This window comes from Micromonospora sp. WMMC250 (assembly GCF_027460215.1).
Lineage (GTDB): Bacteria > Actinomycetota > Actinomycetes > Mycobacteriales > Micromonosporaceae > Micromonospora > Micromonospora taraxaci.
In genome coordinates, this window is sequence record NZ_JAPZBJ010000002.1 from 3,017,411 (window position 1) to 3,037,351 (window position 19,941).

13 protein-coding genes are annotated in these 19,941 nt (G+C 69.1%); 3 read left to right on the forward strand and 10 right to left on the reverse strand.

Translation table 11 applies throughout. From position 1 onward, the window contains the following. Nucleotides 1-82: 82 nt before the first annotated feature. The gene (locus O3438_RS13150; protein WP_269680241.1) at nucleotides 83-1,639 is read right to left on the reverse strand and encodes a pectate lyase family protein; all 1,557 of its coding nucleotides are present in this window, start codon (nucleotides 1,637-1,639) and stop codon (nucleotides 83-85) included. Between the two features lie 442 nt (nucleotides 1,640-2,081). Between O3438_RS13150 and O3438_RS13155 the strand changes: the two genes are divergently transcribed. Beyond that, nucleotides 2,082-3,410, forward strand: a complete 1,329-nt coding sequence (locus O3438_RS13155) for a hypothetical protein (RefSeq protein WP_269680242.1) — start codon at nucleotides 2,082-2,084, stop codon at nucleotides 3,408-3,410. A gap of 62 nt (nucleotides 3,411-3,472) precedes the next feature. On the opposite strand, the gene O3438_RS13160 is transcribed toward O3438_RS13155, so the two are convergent. From O3438_RS13160 to O3438_RS13195, 8 genes are all read right to left on the reverse strand, one after another. Further along, nucleotides 3,473-4,555: a hypothetical protein gene (locus O3438_RS13160; protein ID WP_269680243.1), complete on the reverse strand. Its 1,083-nt coding sequence runs from the start codon at nucleotides 4,553-4,555 to the stop codon at nucleotides 3,473-3,475. 58 nt (nucleotides 4,556-4,613) lie between these two features. Further along, nucleotides 4,614-5,246 (reverse strand): hypothetical protein, encoded by a 633-nt coding sequence (locus tag O3438_RS13165; protein WP_269680244.1) that lies wholly within the window; start codon nucleotides 5,244-5,246, stop codon nucleotides 4,614-4,616. A 27-nt stretch (nucleotides 5,247-5,273) separates the two neighbouring features. Beyond that, nucleotides 5,274-7,697, reverse strand: a complete 2,424-nt coding sequence (locus O3438_RS13170) for a family 43 glycosylhydrolase (protein ID WP_269680245.1) — start codon at nucleotides 7,695-7,697, stop codon at nucleotides 5,274-5,276. A gap of 174 nt (nucleotides 7,698-7,871) precedes the next feature. Continuing rightward, nucleotides 7,872-10,199, reverse strand: coding sequence for a glycoside hydrolase family 43 protein (locus O3438_RS13175; RefSeq protein ID WP_269680246.1), 2,328 nt, complete (start codon nucleotides 10,197-10,199; stop codon nucleotides 7,872-7,874). Between the two features lie 465 nt (nucleotides 10,200-10,664). Further along, entirely contained in the window at nucleotides 10,665-11,816 is a 1,152-nt protein-coding gene (locus O3438_RS13180; RefSeq protein WP_269680247.1) for a serine hydrolase domain-containing protein, read from the reverse strand. A gap of 3 nt (nucleotides 11,817-11,819) precedes the next feature. After that, nucleotides 11,820-12,644 (reverse strand): carbohydrate ABC transporter permease, encoded by an 825-nt coding sequence (locus O3438_RS13185; protein WP_145784610.1) that lies wholly within the window; start codon nucleotides 12,642-12,644, stop codon nucleotides 11,820-11,822. Continuing rightward, a complete protein-coding gene (locus O3438_RS13190; RefSeq protein ID WP_269680248.1) occupies nucleotides 12,641-13,594 on the reverse strand; it encodes a carbohydrate ABC transporter permease in 954 nt (317 codons plus the stop codon). Before O3438_RS13190 ends, O3438_RS13185 begins: the two co-directional genes overlap by 4 nt. Further along, nucleotides 13,591-14,907, reverse strand: a complete 1,317-nt coding sequence (locus O3438_RS13195; RefSeq protein WP_269680249.1) for an ABC transporter substrate-binding protein — start codon at nucleotides 14,905-14,907, stop codon at nucleotides 13,591-13,593. Before O3438_RS13195 ends, O3438_RS13190 begins: the two co-directional genes overlap by 4 nt. 410 nt (nucleotides 14,908-15,317) lie before the next feature. On the opposite strand from O3438_RS13195, the gene O3438_RS13200 reads away from it, so the two are divergent. After that, nucleotides 15,318-16,343 (forward strand): LacI family DNA-binding transcriptional regulator, encoded by a 1,026-nt coding sequence (locus O3438_RS13200; protein ID WP_269680250.1) that lies wholly within the window; start codon nucleotides 15,318-15,320, stop codon nucleotides 16,341-16,343. Nucleotides 16,344-16,398: 55 nt separating this feature from the next. After that, nucleotides 16,399-17,397, forward strand: coding sequence for a family 43 glycosylhydrolase (locus O3438_RS13205; RefSeq protein WP_269683638.1), 999 nt, complete (start codon nucleotides 16,399-16,401; stop codon nucleotides 17,395-17,397). A gap of 139 nt (nucleotides 17,398-17,536) precedes the next feature. Here O3438_RS13205 and O3438_RS13210 read toward each other — a convergent pair whose 3' ends face one another. Further along, nucleotides 17,537-19,927 (reverse strand): RICIN domain-containing protein, encoded by a 2,391-nt coding sequence (locus O3438_RS13210; protein WP_269680251.1) that lies wholly within the window; start codon nucleotides 19,925-19,927, stop codon nucleotides 17,537-17,539. Nucleotides 19,928-19,941 lie beyond the last annotated feature (14 nt).

Sequence of the window (19,941 nt, forward strand, 5' to 3'; positions counted from 1 at the left end):
GGCGGATGCGGCAGTGAGCGGTATACCGCAGAGTCATATTCATACCTCTGCGGTATACCGCTCACCAGCACGTCGGCACGGGCTAGCTGGCGTACGTCTCGAATTCGGCGACTCGGGGCGTACCACCGGAGCTGTTGATCTTGAAATTGATCTTGCTCAGCGAGGTCGCGGAGAAGGTGATCGACCCCGCCCCGCTACCGGAGGCCAGGACGGCGCCGTTGTCGTTGTTGACCAGCTGCCAGGACCCGATCGAGCCCTGCGTGCCGGACGGCTCCCGGATGACCACCCGGGACACTCGGGTGGCCGAGCCCCACTTAATCGAGATCGTGCCGGTCGATCCGGCCGGTGACCAGTACGTGGTGATGTCGCCGTCGCGCACGTTGCCGTAGCTCGTCCCACTCGCCTTGCTGGAACCGTCGGCACCGGCGCCGAGGCTCAGGTTTGTCCCGCCGGACGGCGGTGGGGTGGTCGGCGGGGGCGTCGTGGGCGGAGGCGTGGTCGGCGGAGGCGTGGTGGGCGGCGGGGTCTGCGGAGAGCAGTTGCCGTTCGACACCCGCAGGCCCGTGTTGGCGCCCACCGTCTGCCGGACGGTCTCCGGCACACAACTCGCCGCGTCGAGGCTGTACGGGTACGGGATGTTGACGGTGGTGGTGGACGTCAGGTTGGGGCCCGCCGGGTAGGTCTCGCTGCCAGGGCTGGACCAGGTCACGTTGTCGAGGATGTTGCCGCTGACCTGCCAGTAGCCGCGCTCGCTGGTGTAGAAGGTGCCGAGGACGTCCTTGGAGTTGCGGAAGTAGTTGTTCTCCACCTTGGCCTTGGCGCCGGCCCGGGAGTTGATTCCGGACTCGTGCAGGCTCACGTAGTGGTTGTTGTAGATGTGGGCCGTGCCACCGCGTAGCAGCGGCGTACGCGAGTCGATGTTCTCGTACAGGTTGTGGTGGTAGGTGATGAAGCCGTTCGACAGGTCGCTCTCGCTGGACCCGACGAGGCCGCCCCGACCGGAGTTACGCAGGATGCTGTAGGAGAGCGTGACGTACTGGGTGTTGTCCTTCATGTCGAAGAGCCCGTCGTAGCCCTCCGACTCCCCGCCCGAGGCTTCCAGGGTCACGTGGTCGACCCAGACGTTGCGGACGGTGCTCTCCATGCCGATGGCGTCCCCGCCGTTCGAGGTGGGTGAGCCCGACTTCTTGACGTTCCGGATGGTCACGTTCTGGATGATGATGTTGCTGGAGTCGCGGATGTGGATGCCGAGCTGGTCGAAGACGGCCCCGCTGCCGACACCGAGGATGGTGACGTTGCTGATCTGCTTGAGCTCGATCACGCCCGCCGCGGTGTTGCAGCTCGACCCGGAGACCTTGCTGGTGTTGCCGTGGTTGATCGTCCCGGACACCTCGATGACGATCGGCGTGCTGCTACTGGCCCGACCGCACAGGGCTGCGTGGATGGCCGTCCCCGTGGTGGCCCGCACGGTCTGACCGCCCGCGCCGCCGGTCGTCCCGCCGTTCTGGGTGGCGTAACCGGTGGCGCTGCCGACCGCCGCCGACGCCCGAGGAGTGGGCAGGGCGGCAACCCCGACCACGATCCCCACGGCTGCCGTGGCCAGCGCCGCCTGAAGTCGCAACGCGACTGGTCGTCTCATCTCGCCTCACCTTCGCATTCGTTCCGCCCACGGCGACGCCTCGACGGTCGTCGCGACCCCACCGCCACACCTTTATGAATAGGCGGATGTGAATCACGAAAGAATTCATCGAAGTCGTGTATGCCCTGGTGGAATCAGGGATTCACCGGGCTCTCGCAGCACCACTGTCAGCACTGACCGCCCGGCCTCTAACGGAAACATCGATGTAACGCAATCGTAGGAAAGCGGTTTCCGCAAAGGCAAGGGTTGACGCTTGCAGGTTTGTTGCAGTGCCGGGAGGTCCAGCCTGGCTCGACCTTGGGGGGCGCCCTGCGCCTTCGAGTATTGACACCGCACGGCGCGCCGTCGATGCTCTGCTAAATCAGTTTAGCGGCGGTCTCGAAACCCTCCACCCGGCGCGACCGCCGTCGGCTGAGCGCACCACCACCGAGAAAGGACTCGCATGAGACTCCGAAACGGACTCATCCCGCTCGCCGCGACCCTCGTGCTGGCCAGCGCCTCCGGCACGGCGTACGGCAGCCCTGGCGACAAGACCGGCCCCGAGGACGGAATCCGCAGCATCACCCCGATCACCACCGTCTACACGTACGGCCAGAAGGTCTCCGCCGTCGCGATCGAGTACGGGACGACGGTCAACCCCCGCACCCTCGACACCGGCACGTTCTCGGTAAGCGACACCGTCTACAACTTCCGCTTCAACCCCATCGAGGACCTGCCGAAGCTCGCCGACCGGACCGTCACGCACACCTACACCAACGGGGTCGCGGACACCCGTAGCGACCACCGGTCGACGCCGGGCCGGTACGTCATCGTCGAACTCGACCGCGCCGACACCGGCGGCAACACGGTCATCGTCTCCAAGTGCCCGACGTTCCTCTGCACCGTGAAGGTCAACCCCGAGCTGCCCACCAGGGTCGTGCAACGCAAGGACGTGCACGCCCAGCCCGGCCGAGGGGCCGGCAAGGGCCCGGTGCTCGCCCGGGCCACCCCGCACGAGTCCCGGCCGGTCACCGAGAAGCCGGTCAACCACCTCGTCGACGAGTTCACCTACGGCTCGTACCTCAACGGCGGCATGGTGCTGCCCTACCACTACCGCCTGCCGAAGAACTACCAGCCCGGCCGCACGTACCCGCTGATGGTCGTCCTGCCCGGTCACGGGATGGGCTGGGACGGCGACAACCTGGGTGTCCAACTCGCCGCCGACATCCCGGCGACCGCCTGGCTGCGACCGGAGTGGACCGGCACCTCCGAGGACGTCATCGTCCTGGCGCCCCAGCACCAGCGGGTCGGCGGTGCCGCCGAGGCGGACCTACTGATCAAGCTACTCGACCAGTTCGTCGGCGAGTTCGCCGTGGACACCCGCCGGGTGTACGCGACCACCGTCTCGTACGGCTCCCAACTGCTCTGGGCGGCGTTCGCCAAGCGGCCGGACCTGTTCGCCGGTGGTCTGGTGACCGGCGGCTTCCCGGTCAACGCCACGCAGGCGACAGCCATCGCCGCAGCCGAGGTGCCGGTATGGATCACGCACGGCGAGCACGACCACCTGCTCAACGTGTCGGGCGCGCGTAACTCCACGACCCTGCTTCGGCAGGCGTACGAGGCCCGGGGCAAGAGCCCTGAGCAGACCGCCGACCTCGTGCGCTACACCGAGTACGCCGACGCCGCGTTCTCGGTGCCGGACTACCACGCGGCGTTCGGCCCGACCTACGAGGACAGCAGCATCCTGCGGTGGCTCCTCGGCCAGGCCAAGCCCGCAACCGCCGGCAGCTGACAGTGCGGATCCGGGTGACGTCTCGCCGCTGATCCGGGCGCGTCAATCAGGCGCGCGGCGGTTCATCGCGGGGCGTCGCCCGGGTCAGGCTCGGCACCTGCGGGCGCACCGCCGACAAGCACGGAATCCTGCGCCTCCTGCCGGCCCTCCTGCCGGGCGCGGGCGAGCAGCCCCGCCAGCCGGCGTCGCCGGAGCCGGACCACCGCCCGCAGGCCCAGGAGCAGAGCGGCGAGAAGACCCAGCAGCGCGAGCTGCGCCCACGGCACGGCCCAGGTGGTGACGGTGGCAGACACCTGGCGCAACTCCGCGCCGGGCTGGGCGTCACCGAGCAGGATCGGCGACGTGCTGACTGTCGTCCGGACGCGGCCCGGCGCCCAGACATCGTCGGCCCGGCTCTCGATCTGTCGCCTACCGCCCGGAAGCAGCTCCTCGACCTGACTGGTGGCGTCGTGGTCGGTCCGTCCGAAAAGGTCGTACACGGTCACGCGGCTCGTCCCACCGACCCAGACGTTGCCGTCGTTCTCCAACGTGTAACGGACCCGGACAGTGCCGCCGGCGAAGGGATTCCACGACGGGGTGTACGTCGCGCTGAGGTCCTGGACGGCAAGCGCGGCCTGGGCGGTGCCGTTGACCCGCACCATGACCCGGAACCCGACCCGGCTCTCGACGTTGACGGTGCCTCCGCTGCTGGTGACGGTCGCGGCGATGCCGGCGGGGTGGTCACCCGGCGTGGCACCGGTGGGCACCGTGATCGTGAACGGCACCACGGCCGTCGCGTTGGGGCCGACGGTGACCCTCCCCTGGACGTCGATCCAGGTGCCAGCGTCGACCGACTGACGGTCCGACGGCAGCATGTTGAAGCGGCCCTTGTCGGTGAGGTAGCCGTCGGCGGCCTTCAGCGAGAAGGCGACAGCGGTACGGCTGAAGTTGCGGACCGCCAGGTGCTCGGTCACGGTCTGCCCCGGGTCGAGGCTGGCGTTGACCCACCGGCGTTGGTCCGGCCCGGTCGGGCTGGCCGGCTGGACCGTCCAGGTCAGGGCTTTCGGGTCCGGCTCCGCCGCCGCCGGTACGGCCGGCGCGGACGCCACCGCGAGGGTCGCGACGGCGAGGACGGTGAGCGCCCGGCGCAGCGGGGTGACGGTCATGGCGACGGCCCTTCGGCACGGGGTCGGCGGGGGCCCGGTCCGGGCCCCCGCCACACCACTATTCGAACAGGGAGAGCGTGAGCGTGGAGGTGTACTCGCCGGCGGCGACCTCCGCGGGGGTCCGCAGATAGAGGTCGGCGTTGACGGAGTACGAGTCGCTGGCGACCGCCTCGGAGTCGAAGGCCGAGACCAGCAGCTCCTGGTCGACGAGGCCGACGTTGTTGCCCGGCAGGGTCTCGTCGTCCAGGGTGGTCACCACCTCCTCGCCCTCGGTGACCAGGCCGGTCTCCCCGCCGTCGAGCAGGCGGGGCTTCCAGCCGAAGTGGTCGGCGGTGATCGGCGTCTGGCCGGAGTCACCCGTGAAGGCGGTCGCGCTGCCGAGCACCGCCCAACCGGCACCGTCGGGCACCTCGTCGGCGACGCGGGTGTCGGTGACCGTCACCGTCGGCAGCGTGCCGACGAACTGACGGACCAGCAGGGTCGAGCCGTCCTCGGACAGCGCGACGGCGTCCCCGGCGATCGACAGGGCGAGAACGCCCGGTTCCCGGATCTCGTCGATGTCGACGGTGACCTGCACGCTGGCGTCGTCGCCGGGTTCCGCCAGGGCGGGCGACGGCAGCACCGCGGCCCCGCCCAGGACGGCGCCGACGGCACCGGCCGCGAGCATCCGCCGCCGTTTGTCTGTGTTCATCTGATCTCCGTTCTCATCGGTGAGGGGTTATCCACCGCAGGTGCCGGCGGGGTGTTGCACGGTGTGGACCGTCGTCACGTCCTGTCCACCGATCGCCCCGGTCACCCGGACCGTCGCCGAACCCGCCGGGACCGACGCGGCGCGCGTGTTGAACGACTGGTAGGCGTTCGCCCCTGGCGCGACCGCCGCGAACGACCGCTGACCGTACGAGGTCTCCAGGGCGATCCCCACCGGCGCGTCGTGGTCGTTGCGCGCCTGCACCGCCACATACGCCCTGCCACCCACGCACCGCGTCGAGGCGGTGACCGTGACGGGCAGTTCGGGCTGGGTGGCCGCCGTGAAGGCCCAGTTGTCGACCTCGAAGAGGTCGACGCCGGCCGGACCGCTGTAGGTGAGGTAGACGTCGTGCACACCGCTGACGCCGTCGAGCTGCGCGGTCACCTCGGCCCACTGGCCGACGGGGGTGTCGACGGCGATCGTGCCGACGACGGGCCCGGCGACGTCGTCCAGCCGAACCTGGACCTGACCACCGGCGGCGAGGGCCCGCACCCGTGCCGTCACGCTCCGCGCGCCCTTGTCACCGAAGTCCACCGACGACAACGCCGTCCAGTCGCCGTTGTCGATGTCACGGACGGCCAGGTTGGGCGCGGTGCCGCCGAACTGGGCGGAGCCGCCGTCGACGTTCACGGTCGCGACACCCTTGCTCCAGCCGAAGGTCTCGGCCTCGAAGACCCGGTACGGGTCGAAGTCGCGGACCTGGTTCACTCCGGCGTACGTGCCCACCACCTGCTGGATCGTGCCGTCCGGGTTGAAGGCCAGCTCCTGGATGTGCGGGCTGCGGTATCCCTGGGTGGTGTTGCCGTTGATGCGCTTGTTCAACGTCGGTGCGTGGTAGGTGAAGTAGTACTTGCCCTCGAACTCGAACACCGACTGGTGGTTGTTGCCACCGGTGCCGCTGCCGAAGAACTGCGACTGGTTGGGGAAGAGCACGCCGGCGTAGGTCTCCTTCGGCCACGACATCGGGTCGTCGGAGATCATGTAGCCGATCTGGCCGCCCCCGGGGTAACCGGGAAGCGGTTGCTGACTGCCACCGAAGTCGTTGCCGCCGAAGTGCGACGAGTACGAGAAGTAGTACCTGCCCGCGCGCTTGAAGACGTGACCCGCCTCGAACGCGACCGGAGCGTCCACGACCGCCGCGGTCCCCTCGGTCGCGACCATGGTGTCGGCGAGTTCGATCGCCCGGAGGTTCTTCGGGTTGTTGAACCGCTCGGCCGGCGGCATGCTCGTCGACGCGGGACCGCCACCGAAGTAGAGGTACGGCTGACCGTCGTCGTCCACGAACGGTGCCGGGTCGAACTTCCAGGCGACATCCTCGGCACCCGGGGTGCTGCCGTTGATCAGCGTGCTCGTGCGCTCACTGGTCCACGGCCCGAGTGGAGACGCGCCGGTGATCACGTTGCTGGAGCCACCGCCGTTGGCGTAGTAGAGGAAGAACTTCTCCACACCGTTGACCACCTTCTTGGTGATCCCCGGCGCCCACGAGTTGGCGGTGAACGGCGCCACCCCGTTCGGGCCGGCGACCTGGATCTCGCCGTGGTCGGTCCAGTTCACGAGGTCCTCGGACGAGATGACAGTGATCTGGTTGATGTCGCCGTAGTTGATCCCCGGCGACACCCCCGTGCTCGGGTTCGGCGCGTACCCCTGGGTGTCGTTGGTCAGGTACATGTAGACCCGGCCGTCGTGCACGAAGCCGAAGCCGTCAGCGCCGAACTTGTGCCCGATCAACGGGTTGTGCTCCCCAGGCAGCTTCCCGACCACCTCGATGGTCTTGGAGGCCGGCGCGGGCGGTGCGACGCCGACCACCGACACGTCGTCGAGCGTGAAGTCCATGAGGTGCAGAGCCGGGTCGGTGGACGGGGTGCTCGTCCACGGCGTCTCGAAGAACAGGCGCGCCGTCGAGACGCTCTGCCCCACCGGGATGGTGAACGTCCCGTTGAACTGCGCCCACTGGCCCTTCGTCGCCGTCACGCTGACGAGGTTGGTGTAGGTGCCGCCGCCGTAGTGCATGGTGGCGAAGAACTGCTTCGTCGCCGGTCCGCTCTCGTTCGCGTACTTGATCCGGGCGGTCAGGGTGTAAGCCTGACCGGCCTGCACCTTGCCGCTGAGGTCCTGCATCGGACCGGACCCGGTGGTGGTCCGGCTGGTGACCAGGACGGCGTTCGCGCCGGAGTAGGCGTCCGACGTCGCCGTGAGCTGTGCGCTGTCAGTGGCGTTCCCGTTGTTGACGAACCAGCTGGTCAGCCCATTCTCGAACCCGCCGTTGACGACGAGGTCGGTGTCGGCGGCCTGGACCGGCGCCGCCGTGGTGACGAGCCCGGCAGCCAGCATCAGACCGACCGTCGCGATCGCCGCGACCCTCCCTCGGGTCGCTCGTCGCAGTCGTTGTTCCACGAAACGTCCTCCTTCATCTCTGACGTGCGGTCATCGGTGTACGGGGGATCGGTGGTCGTGCGTCCTCGGGTGGTCCGGACGTCGGGGGTCGCCGCCGCCACCGGCTCGACCGTGGCCGGCGGCACCGAACGTGAACTGATCCGCGCCGCCGACCGGTGGCCGGCGAGCGGTGGCCTATCCGCCGCAGGTGGCGGCGGGGTGCTGCGCGGTGCGCACGGTGGTCACGTCCCGACCGCCGACGACACCGGTGACCCGCACCGTCGCCGAACCGGCACCCACCGACGCGGTACGCGTGTGGAAGGACTGGTAGACGTTCGACCCCGGGGCAACAGCGGCGAACGCCCGGTCTCCGTACGGCGTCTGCACGGTGATCCCGACCGACTCGTCGTCGTCGTTGCGTGCCTGCACCGCGACGTACGCCTTCCCGCCCAGGCAGCGCACCTGAGCGCTGACGGTCACCGGCAACGCCGCGAGCACTCCGAGGCGGGCCAGTTGGTAGCTGAGGGCCCGCTCCGGCGCGTCGATCTCGTTCTGGGTGCCCAGTTGTCCGGCCCGCGCCGACCTCGCCGCCGCGAGGGCGGATTGAGTCGCCGCCCAGGCGACGGCCGGGTAGTGGCGTGCGTCGAGCGTCTGGGCGTGGGCGATGGCCGCGTCGAGAGCGGTGGTGTCCAGCGGCCGGCCCTGCGCGGTCAGCGTGTCACTGAGCAGGTAGTCGTCGAAGTCGACCCGTCCACCGGTCTCCTGCGTCGCGTAGGCGAACAGGCCGACCCGGTGACCCATGAAGTGCGCGAGGCTGCCGTCCAGCGTCTGCGGGCCGACGCGGTTGCCCAACCGGGTCCACTGCACGCCGTCGAGGCTGTAGTAGAACGTCGTCCACAACTGGCCGACCGGTGAGGCGAAATCGAGGTCCGCCTTCACCTGCACCTCGGTCGCGTCACCGAGCGCCACTGTCGTGCCCGGGATGAACGCCTCCAGCGTCGACTGGTCGAGGTCGACCGCGAAGGGCTGCGACCTGTTGACGACGCCGAGGGTGTTGACGCCGCCGACACGCTTGACGGCCACGTACGAGAACCCCCGGTTGTACGCCGCGAGGCCCGCCACGTCGCCGTCACGCATCCCGGAGACGTCCATCCGCGTCTGCACCGACTGCCGTGGCCCGAACGTCCGCTGCGACAGCGTGTTGCGGGCCTCCTCGAACCAGGCCAGCTCGGCGCGGTTGGACAGCTTCGTGTAGACGTACTGACCGGTGACCACGCTGCCGGTCGTCAACCGCAGCCAACCCTCGCGGTCGGTGAGCGACCAGTACCTGTTGTCCGGGGCGTGGTTCCACTCCCACGCCAGGTCCAGCCGCGACCCGTTGGGCGCGATCTCCGCCGGGTCGAGCGGCGCCGGGACGGTCCACTGCTCGTCCTGGTACGCCCTGCGCGGTGCGTCGTTGGCGAAGTCGTCGGAGGCGACGATGCTCTTCTGACGCTCGAACGCCTCCTCCGCCGGGCTGAGTCGGATCGGCTTGTCGAACAGGCCGTTGACCGGCACGACCCCGCTGGTGCCGAAGGTCGGCCACCCGTCCTGCCAGGTGGCGGGGATGAGCGCCGGGATCCGGCCGATCGGGAAGGTGTCGCGGAAGAACATGCCGTGCCAGTCGGTCCGGCCGCCCTCGCGGCTGATCGGCACCAGGCTGCCCTGCGCGAAGCCGTTCGAGTTGAGCACCCCGCGCGCTTCGTAGGTGTTCACACCACCGGCCGACGTGTAACGCCCGAGCAGGTCCTTGGAGCGGAACATGACGACCTGGCGGCCCTGCCCCGACGGCCAGGTGATGATGACGGCGTAGTACCAGCCGTCGATGTGGTAGAACTGCGCTCCCTCGAACAGGCCACCGATGAACGGCTGCCCGGCGTAGTTGCCCGCCGTGAAGATGTTCGGGAAGTCCTGCTCGATCGCCGTCAGGCCGGCGTTGAGACGGACGGCGCTGGTGCCGCCGGAACCGTAGAAGATGTACGGGGTGCCGTCGACGTCGAAGAAGAGCGACGGGTCGTGCAGGCCGCGACCGAGGGAGGTGCGCTGCCACGAGCCGTTCTCGATGTCGTCGGTGCGGTAGAGGTAGGCACCGTTGAGGTTGTTGGTGTTGAAGGCGACGTAGAACATGCCGTCGTGGTAGCGCAGCGACGACGCCCACTGGCCCTGGCCGTACGAGTTCTGGCCGTTGCGCAGCGAGAAGGAGTCACCGACGCTCGCCCGGTCGAAGACGTAGTTGACGATGTCCCAGTTGACGAGGTCGTACGACTTCATGATCGGCGCGCCCGGGCTCAGGTGCATCGTCGTGCTGATCATGTAGTAGATGTCCCGCCCCTCGTCGTTCTCGGCGGCCGGCACACGCTCGACGCTGATGTCCGGGACGTCGGCGTTGAGCAGCGGCACGGAGTACGTGCCGGCGCCGGTGTCGGTCGAGGTGTACGACGAGCGGGGCGACCACCCCTCCGCGGCGTGCGCGACGGCGGGCACGGCCAACAGGCTCGCGCCGAGGAAGAGAGCTGATGCGAACGCGCACAGTGGACGGAGGCGGCGTCGCCGCACCGAGAACACGACGCGGGTTGCCGCCTCGGCGACACGGCGGAAAATGCCATCCAGGCAGTTCACAGTGACATTTCGGGAGGAGTTCAGGACACGTGAGCGAACCGACACGGCCAAGACGAGCTCCAAACGCGAGAGCGGCGTGAAAGCCATCGTGTTATCGCTAACAAGGGCTGTCAAGACCATCGATGAAACGCGCCCGAAGTGTCCCCGTAACACCACACAACCCGTCCACAAAAGACGATGCCGCCCCACCCCCACGCTCCCTGCCCCGGTGATCACGAGGTTGCCGTCATCGATCCCGGCATGTCGGGTCGGTAACGTCATGATCACCGGGGCGAGGGCGGCCGGGGCGGGGCGGCCGGGGCGGCCGGGGCGTGAGCGGGGGTTCGGGGGTCAGGTCAGGCAGGTGCGGAGGGCTGCGGTCAGTCGGTTGGCGCGCTCGTCGCCCATCCCCCGCATCTGGTTGACCACGTACCCGAATCCGACCTGGTGCTGGGCGTCGGCGAAGGCCAGGTTGCCGCCCGCGCCGTCGTGGCCGAAGCTGCGCTCGCCCAGCAGTGGCCGGGCCGGCGGTGAATGCAGCAGGAAGCCGCTCCCCCAGCGTTGCCCGGTGTCCGGCGGGCCGTGCCGCTGCTGGCCCCGCGAACGGACGACCACCGCGTCGTCCACCGACGCGGTGGTCAGCAGCGGGCCGTCCTGGATATCCGACACGCAGGCCGCGTAGAGGCGTGCGAGACCATCCGCGGTGCTCACCGCGCCCGCGCCGGGAACGCCTGCGGCCCGGATGGCCGGGTTGTTGAAGCTGACCAGACCGTCGTCGTCGGCGGGGAAGGCGAAGGCGCCTCCCATGGTGATGCCACGTTCGGCGACCGGGTCGACGAACGGGTCGGCGTCCGGAGGCGGCGCCAGACCCCAGGCGACGGTGTCGCTCTCGGCGGCGGGAAGCCCGAGCCAGGTACGCAGACCGAGCGGCTCCGCGGCGACCTCGGCGAAGTACGCGCCGGGCAGCTGGCCGGTGATGCGGTGGATCACCTCGCCGACCAGCCAGCCGTAGGTCATCGAGTGGTAGCCGTGCGCGGTGCCCGGCTGCCACAACGGTGTCTGCGCCTCGATCGCCTTGATGACCGGATCCCACGCCAGAACCTCGTCGAGGGCCAAGGGCTGGTCCAACGCGGGTAGGCCGGCCTGGTGGGTGAGCAGCCACCGCACGGGGATGTCCGCCTTGCCGTGCTGCCCGAACTCCGGCCAGTAGCGCGTCACCGGAGCGTCGAGGTCGAGCCTGCCCTGCTGGACCAGGAGGTAGGCGCAGATCGCCAGGATCCCCTTGGTGCAGGAGAAGACGACGACCGGCGTGTGCGCGTCCCAGGGGCGCCCGGTTCGCGTGTCGGCCACCCCGCCGTACAGGTCGACCACCTTGCGGCCGCGGACGTAGACGGTGGCGGCGGCGCCGACCTCTCCCTGGGTGGCGAAGTTGTCGCGGAACACGTCGGCGACGCGGCCGTAGCCCTTGTCGGCATGGCCGTGGATCTGCGGCTGTGTGAGCACTGCCTACCCCTTCACTGACCCCTGGATCAGGGCCTTGATGAACTGTCGCTGGAAGATCAGGAACACGATGAGGGTGGGCGTGAGGATCAGCAGCGATCCGGCGCACAGCAGCACGAGGTCCGTGCCCCACTGACCCTGGAACGCGCCGAGCGCCCCCGCCATGGTGCGTTTGGTGGCGTCGTCGACCAGGACGATGGCGAGGAGGAACTGGTTCCAGGTCCAGAGGAACATGAGGATCGTCAGCGAGGCGATGGCCGGCCGGGCCAGTGGCACCTGGACCCGCCAGAACATCTGCCACGTGCTGCTGCCGTCCACCCGGGCCGCCTCGGACAGCTCGACCGGCACGTTGGTGAAGTGCGCCCGCATCCAGAACACCGCGAACGGCATGTAGAGGCCGATCAGCGGCAGGATGATGGCCCAGCGCGTGTTGAGCAGGCCGAAGTCCTGCATCTGGTAGTAGAGCGGGGTGACCACGGCCTCGAACGGCAACGTCAGACCGAGCAGGAGCAGGCCGAAGACGAGTCGACCGCCGGGCACCCGGAGCTGACCGAGCCCGAACCCGGCCATGGTGGCGATGAGCACGGACACCGGCACGACGCCGGCCACGATGAGCAGGCTGGAGCGCAGCAGGGCGCCCATGTTGGCGGCGGTGAAGGCGTCGGCGAAGTTGCCCCACTGCGGGTCGGACGGCCAGGCCAGACCGGTGGGCACGGTGCCGCGTGGTTGCAACGCCGCCGAGAGCATGCTGACGAACGGCAACAGGGTGACGAGGATCAGGGCGATCAGGAAGACGCGGCCGGTCACCTGTTCACGGCGGCTCAGGTTCACGGCTTCTCCCCTCGGGTCAGTCGCTGGATCGGCAGCACACAGACCAGCACCAGCAGCATGAGGACGACGGCGAGCGCGGAGGCGAGCCCGACCTGACGCTGCGAGAAGGCCAGCCGGTAGATCTCCAGACCCGGAACGGTGGTCTGGAGGCCGGGACCGCCGCTGGTGGAGATGTAGACGATGTCGAAGCTGGCCAGGGCGGCGATGATCGTCACGGTGAGGCAGACGCCGATCTCCTGGCGCAGGCTGGGCAGGGTCACGGCGAGGAACTCACGGACCGGGCCCGCGCCGTCCAGACGGGCGGCCTCGTAGAGCGCGGGATCGATCTTGCTCATGCCGGTGACCAGCAGGATCGTGCAGAGGCCGAGCAGGACCCAGGCCCCGATCACGCCCACGGCGGGCAGGGCCGTGTCGAAGTCGCCGAGCCATGCGCGGGCGACGCCACCGAGGCCGACCGCGCGCAGCGCCTGGTTGACCAGACCGTTCGACGAGAGCAGCCAGCTCCACGCGATGCCGGCCGCCACCAGGGGAATGACCTGCGGCAGGAAGAGGATGGTCCGCACGACGGTCCCGAACGCGCCGGTGGTGATCCGGCGGACCATGCTCGCCACCAACAGACCGAGCGCGACGGGGATGAAGCTGAAGAAGACGATCAGGACGACGGCGTTGCCGATGATTTTGAGCAGGTCGCTGTCGGTGAACACGGTGACGTAGTTGTCCAGACCCGCCCAGCGGGCCACCCCGATCCCGTTCCAGTCGTAGAGCGAGTACTGGAACGTCAGGACGAGCGGGCGGAGGACGAACACCGCGTACATCACCAGGGCGGGCAGGACGTACAACCAGCCGGTCCCGGCCGCGCGGGCCCACCGGAGTCGGTGGGCCCGCGTGGGGGTCGGACGGACGCGACGATCGTCCCGTCCGGTTGGTGCGCTGCCGAGGGCAGACGTCATCGGGACAGTTCCTTCGCGTACTCGGCCTGGACGGCCTTCACGTACCCCTCGGGAGTCTGCTGTCCGGCGATCAGCTTCTGCATTTCCGGGGTGATCGCGGCGGCGAAGATGCCACCGGTGGCGTTCGCGGTGAAGTCCACAGCGCCGTTCTCCGCGCCGAGCTGCTGCGACGCCTTCAGGGTCTCGGCCAGGACGGTGTTCGGGGCGGCGGCCGGCACCGGGAGGTCACTCGGGCCGCCGGGGCTGGAGCCTCCGACGGTCACCGCGATCTCGCGCGCCTTGTCGTTGGTGTGGACCCAGTTCAGGAAGAAGGCGGCGGCGTCGGCGTTCTTGGCCTTGGCGGAGACGCCGAAGGTGTTCGGGGCGGACATCGCGACGTGCTTGCCGCCGGGGGCCTCCGTCGGGAACAGGAAGAAGCCCACGTTGCCGGGCATCCCCTTGTCCAGGTTGGCCGACTCCCAGTCGCCGTTGAACATGAACAGGCCGTTGCCCTTCTGGAACTCTCCCACCATCCCCGCGTAGTCGATGGCGTTGGCGTCCTTGGGGAAGTAACCGGCCTGCGCCCACTTCTGGATGGTCTGGGTTGCCTTCAGCGCGGCCGGAGTGTCGAACGTGGCCCCGGGCTTCTGGAAGATCCAGTCGGCGACCTGGGTCGGGTCGCCGAACTGGTTCTGCAACGCCTGGTGCGGGAAGTTGATGCCCGCCGTGTTCTTGTTGAATTGCATGATCGGCTGGACCCCGGCGGTCTTCGCCTTCGCCAACAGCTGCTCGAAGTCGGCGACGGTGGCCGGCGGCTGGGTCATGCCGACCTGGGCGGCCAGCTTCTTGTTGTAGAAGACGCCGGTGACGCTGTAGCCGAGCCCCATGCCGTACAGGGATCCGGTGCCCCGGGTGTTCTCGCCGACGCGCAACTGCATGAGCTGCGAGGCGGGGAACTTGTCCCACCCGTATGCGGTGAAGTACGGGTCCAGGTTCTTGAGCAGGTCGTCCTTCACCAGGTCGACCATTGTGGGGAGCCGGATGATGTCGGGTGAGTTGTCCGAGGCCATCACCCGTGGCGCGTTCTCCACGATCACCGTGAACTGGTCCTCGCGGATGTTGAACGTGACGTTGGAGTGCTGCTTGGAGAACTCGTCGGCCAGTGCCTTGGCCAGGGGGAAGCCGGTCTCCGCGTACATCTCCAGGGTGATCGGCGCGGTCCCGAGGTCGGTCTTCACGGCGGCGTCGGACTTCGGGGCCGACGACCGGTCCTCCCCGGGCGCGCTGCACGCCGTCGCGGCCATCCCGACCGACAGCAGCGACGCGAGGAGCACGGTTCTCCGTCGCGCAAGATTTGTCAGCAATTCTGCCATTTCATGACTCCTCGACTATTCATCCGCCACACGGCCTCACGACCGCGCGACAGCTCCACCGGAACCACCGCGCCGGACTGACGGCGACGACGTGCGCGTCGCGACCCGTGGACCGAGCACGACACCGCACCTGTCACCACGTGGCCCCGGCACGGCCATCGAAGGCGCCTCTGGATGCACCAGAAGTGGTCGCTAAACTGATTTAGCAGAGCATGCGCGTGGCACGGGAAGCTGTCAAGGACAACCTGGCAACAGGGCGGAAACGTCGGGTTCACACCACTCCGGGCGTGACCGACGCGAGATCTCGGGCGGCGACGCATCATGATGGGCAGGAGCAGCGCCTAGGGCACCGCGCCTGATTCGGAGGACTGATGGGCAGCAACAGAGCAACACTCGCCGACGTCGCGCGGAGAGCCGGGCTGTCCAAAACCGCCGCGTCGATGGTGCTCAACGGTCGGGAGGGCACCCGACTCTCGGCCGAGGCGCACCAGCGCGTGTTCGCCGCCGCCGAGGAACTCGGCTACCGGCCCAACCTCGCCGCGCGCAGCCTGCGTACCCGCAAGACCGCCACCATCGCTTTCGTCTCCGACATCGTCGCCACCACGCGGTTCGCCGGCGACCTCATCCGGGGCGCCCTCGACGCGGCCCGCGAGCGGGACCACGTGCTGCTCATCACCGAGACGCAGGGCGACGCCACGTTCGAGCAGTACGCCATCGAGGCGATGCTGGACCGGCAGGTCGACGGGGTGATCTACGCGGCGATGGCCACCCGACGGCTGACGGTGCCTCCGGCCATCCTCGGCGGTCCGGTGGTGCTGCTCAACGCCACCAGCTCCGACGGCCTGCCCAGCGTGCTCCCGGACGACGACCGGGCCGGCCGCACCGCCGCCACCACGCTGCTCGAACTCGGCCACCACGACGCCATCGCGCTCATCGGCCGCAACCGGCTCAAGGAGGAGGACCCGGAGGTCTCGCTCGCCGCGCGGGCGCGTCTGCACGGCATCCGGCAGGCGCTGGCCGACGCCGACGTCTCCCTCCTGGCCGAGTGCTTCTGCACCGAGTGGTTGCCCGAGCACGGGTACGCCGCCATGCGCGGTCTGCTGAACCGGTCCACGCGGCCCAGCGCGGTGATCTGCATGAACGACCGCCTGGCCTTCGGCGCCTACCAGGCACTCGGCGAGGCGGGGTTGACGGTCCCGGAGGACATCTCGGTGATCTCGTTCGACGACGATCCGATCGCCGCCTGGCTGCGTCCCGGCCTGGCCACCACGGCGCTGCCGCACGAGCAGATGGGGCGGCGAGCGGTCGAGCTGCTCCTGGACGGCGGCGACACCGAGCCCTCGCTCGTGCCGATGCCCCTGCGGCGCCGGAAGTCCCTCGCCCCTCCGGCGCAATGACCCGGGCCCGCCGGACCATCGGGCCTCCGGGCCGGCCGACCACCCGCACCGACCCCTGCCCGGGCCGACGCTAAAACGGTTTAGTGCTACGTTTCCCGCCATGCTTCGTCTACCCGACCACTGGGTGTGGGACAGCTGGTACGCGCGGGACGACAACGGCCTCTGGCACGCGTTCTTCCTCCGCGCCTCCCGTGCCCTGCACGACCCGCACCGCCGGCACCGCCGCGCCACGATCGGCCACGCCGTCTCGTCGGACCTGCACTCGTGGCACCTGGTCGCCGACGCCCTGGTCCCCGCCGACACTCCCGCCTGGGACGACCTGGCGACCTGGACCGGCTGCACGGTCCGCGGCCCGGACGGGCGCTGGTACCTGTTCTACACCGGGGTCGGCCGCGCCGAGGACGGTCTCGTGCAACGCATCGGCCTCGCCGTCTCCACCGACCTGACCACCTGGCACCGGCACGGCACCGAGCCCGTCGTGCAGGCCGACCCGACCTGGTACGAGCTGCTCGACAAGGACCTGTGGTACGAGCAGGCCTGGCGTGACCCGTGGGTGTTCCCCGACCCGGACGGCGAGGGCTGGCACATGCTCATCACCGCGCGCGCCAACACGGGACCGACGAACACCCGTGGCGTCGTCGGCCACGCCACCTCCACCGACCTCCTCACCTGGACCGTGCAGCCGCCGCTGTCGACACCGGCCGGCTTCGGTCACCTGGAGGTGCCCCAGGTAGCTGTCGTCGACGGGCAGCCCCTGCTGTTGTTCTCCACCGATGCCACCAGCAGCGCCCGACGCGACGACCACCGGATCTGGGTGGCGACCGGCGAGACCGTCCGCGGCCCGTGGGACGTCGCGTCCGCCCGCCCGTTCACGCACCCGCACCTGTACGCGCCGCGGCTGGTGCCCGGCCCCGCCGGTGACTGGTCACTCATCGGTTTCCTCGACCACGTCGACGAGACGTTCGTCGGGGAACTCACCGACCCCATCCCGGTACGTTTCGACGCGTCGGCCGGACTGGTGCTGGACCCGGCGCGCACGCTGGCCGCGACCTGACGGCGAGGCACCCCGGACACGGCACCGCGCGTCGAGCCGCCCACCGCGTCGAGGTCGGCCGACCCGACGACCGGTGAACGCACGAGGTCCGGGCTGCGGCAGTCGCCCCAGCCCGGACCGTGGACACCTCCCGGTCAGCTCAGCTACGGAGCTGCCACTGCTGGTTGGACCCGCCGTTGCAGGACCAGAGGATCAACTTCGTGCCGTTCGCCGTTCCGGCGGCGTTGGCGTCCAGGCAGAGACCCGACTGCACGCCCGTGATCGTGCCGTTCGCGTTGACGTTCCACTGCTGGTTCGCCTGACCGTTGCAGTCCCAGATCACCACCTGGGTGCCGTTGCTGGTGCCCTGACCGGAAGCGTCCAGGCACTTGGTGCCGTACACCATGAGCTGCCGGCTGGCGGTGTGCGTCCACCGCTGGTTGGTGGCACCGCTGATGCAGTCCCAGAGCTGGGCCTGGGTGCCGTTGGTCGTGCTCGATCCGCCGATCTCGGCGCAGCGGCCCGACTGGACGCCCACGATCTGCACGTTCTGCGGGTTGGTGCTGCCGCCGCTCTGCACACCGGCGGTGTTGATCACCGTCTGCGCTCCGGACGGCCAGTTGCCTCCGGAGACAGTGACGTTGCCGTTGACCACGTTGCCGCGATCACCGTTGGTCACGTTCGTGCTGTTGTTCGTCGACCAGTTGTTGGTGACGGTGAAGTTGCCCATGTTCTCGGCGTACCAGTAGTTGGCGGTGGCCCAGGTACCGGTGTTGGAGAAGACGTTGTTGCGGGCGGTGTAGTAGCGGGAGCCCTCGTCGAAGTAGAGCCCGAACCAGCCGTTGGTGCGCAGGCAGTAGTTCTCGTTGATGGTGCCGCCCGGGTTCGCCGAGAGCGTGTAGATGCACCCACCGTCGGTCATCTGCTGCATGACGTCGTGCACATAGTTGCCAATGACCTGGTTGTTGGCCGCCGTGGTCGCCGTCGTGTAGCGCGGCTGGTAGTTGTAGAGGCCCCGGTTCGCGTAGTGCTGGCTGCCACCGGCGTCGTTGGCGCCCCAGCCATAACCGACCGACAGACCGGTGTACGGCATGTTGTAGACCTCGTTGTGCGAGACCAGCGCGGTGTTCACGTAGGTGGTCAGGATCGAGACCACACCCCGGTACTCCAGGCCGAGGTCGTGCACCCGGTTGTTGCTGATGGTGATGTTGCGGTTGACCATCCGCTGGTCGCTGGGGTGGTGGGCGTCGGCGCGTACACCACCGACCACGATGCCCCCGGCGGAGTTGCGGGCGATCTCGGAGCGGGTGACCGTGATGTTGCTGGCGCCCAGGCCGACGCCGCTGGCGTGGGCGTTGGCGTCGTTGCCGATGCCGATGGCCGTCTGCCCGAGGTTGACGAACTGGGAGTCGCTGAAGGTGATGGTGTTCGCGGCCGAGACCTGCACGGCGGCGGGCATCTGGTTCCAGTTCGGCCGGGTGGCCTCGAACTGCGGGCAGCCGGCCTGGCAGGAGGTCAACGCGTCGGACGGACGGGACCACGTGCCGGTGATGTGCGCGCCGGTCTGCTGGTCCGCGAAGCCGTTGCTGCTGCTCGGGCCGAGCCAGCTGGTGCCGGTGAAGGTGATCCCGCTGAACGAGATGTGGTGGGCGGGCGCGTCGTAGGTGCCGCCGACGTTGACGAGGGACTGGAGCTGCGGCAGCTCCACGCTGACGGAGCTCATGTTCTGCCCCGCGAGCGGGATGTAGTTGAGCTGGCCGTTGCTCGGGTTGAGGTACCACTCCCCCGGTGAGTCCAGGAACTCGTACGCGTTGGTCAGGTAGAAGGGGCCCGCGCGGTGCGGGCTGGAGAGGGTGTCGAACCCGAAGGTGTTGTTGTTCCACGCGGGCTGCTGCATGGTCAGGAAGTTCCCGCTGATGCTCTGCACCGGCGAGTACCGGTCGGTGAACGAGCCGACGCTCTCCACCTCGACCCGGTTCTGGTTGCCGAGGTTGTTCAGGTAGTTGAGCGCGCTGTTGCTGAACCGCATGCCGCTCGTGGTGAAGGTGAAGTCGGCGCGGTTCACCGCGGTACGCGCCCGCGTGGCGACGGCACCGTTGACGTAGAGCTGACGGGCGTCGAGCCCGGCGCCGACGTTGGCCCGCCAGATGTTCTTCCCGGAGTCGACCTGCGACCACCCGGTGACCGCCCGGGCACCGGTGATCGTCGGCCGGGCGGAGGCGGCGGCCCGCCAGATCACCTGGTAGCCGTTGTTGCCCGAGTCGGCTGCGGTCAGTCGCATCGGCGACGTGAGCCGGTAGGTGCCGTTGGCCAACTCGACGACGATGTCACCGGACATGGAGGTGTTCTGCGTCCGCACCGCGGCCTGGGCGGCGGTCAGCGAACACGGTTGGCTGGCCGAGCACGTGGTGCCGGTGCCGGTCGGGGACGCGTAGAGGGTGGTGGTGGCCGCGGCCGCCGGGGTGGCCGCGACGGTCACGGCGACCACTGCGGTCACCGCCGTCGCGGAGGCGCCGGCCAGCAGCCGGCGCAGCTGAGGGGAAGGGGACACGGGACGGTACTCCT

Excerpts from the sequence above, each read along its gene's own strand:
- O3438_RS13200 (WP_269680250.1), top strand. The coding sequence starts at position 15,318 with ATGGGCAGCAACAGAGCAACACTCGCCGACGTCGCGCGGAGAGCCGGG.
- O3438_RS13155 (WP_269680242.1), top strand. The coding sequence starts at position 2,082 with ATGAGACTCCGAAACGGACTCATCCCGCTCGCCGCGACCCTCGTGCTG.
- O3438_RS13150 (WP_269680241.1), bottom strand. The coding sequence starts at position 1,639 with ATGAGACGACCAGTCGCGTTGCGACTTCAGGCGGCGCTGGCCACGGCA.
- O3438_RS13165 (WP_269680244.1), bottom strand. The coding sequence starts at position 5,246 with ATGAACACAGACAAACGGCGGCGGATGCTCGCGGCCGGTGCCGTCGGC.
- O3438_RS13160 (WP_269680243.1), bottom strand. The coding sequence starts at position 4,555 with ATGACCGTCACCCCGCTGCGCCGGGCGCTCACCGTCCTCGCCGTCGCG.
- O3438_RS13190 (WP_269680248.1), bottom strand. The coding sequence starts at position 13,594 with ATGACGTCTGCCCTCGGCAGCGCACCAACCGGACGGGACGATCGTCGC.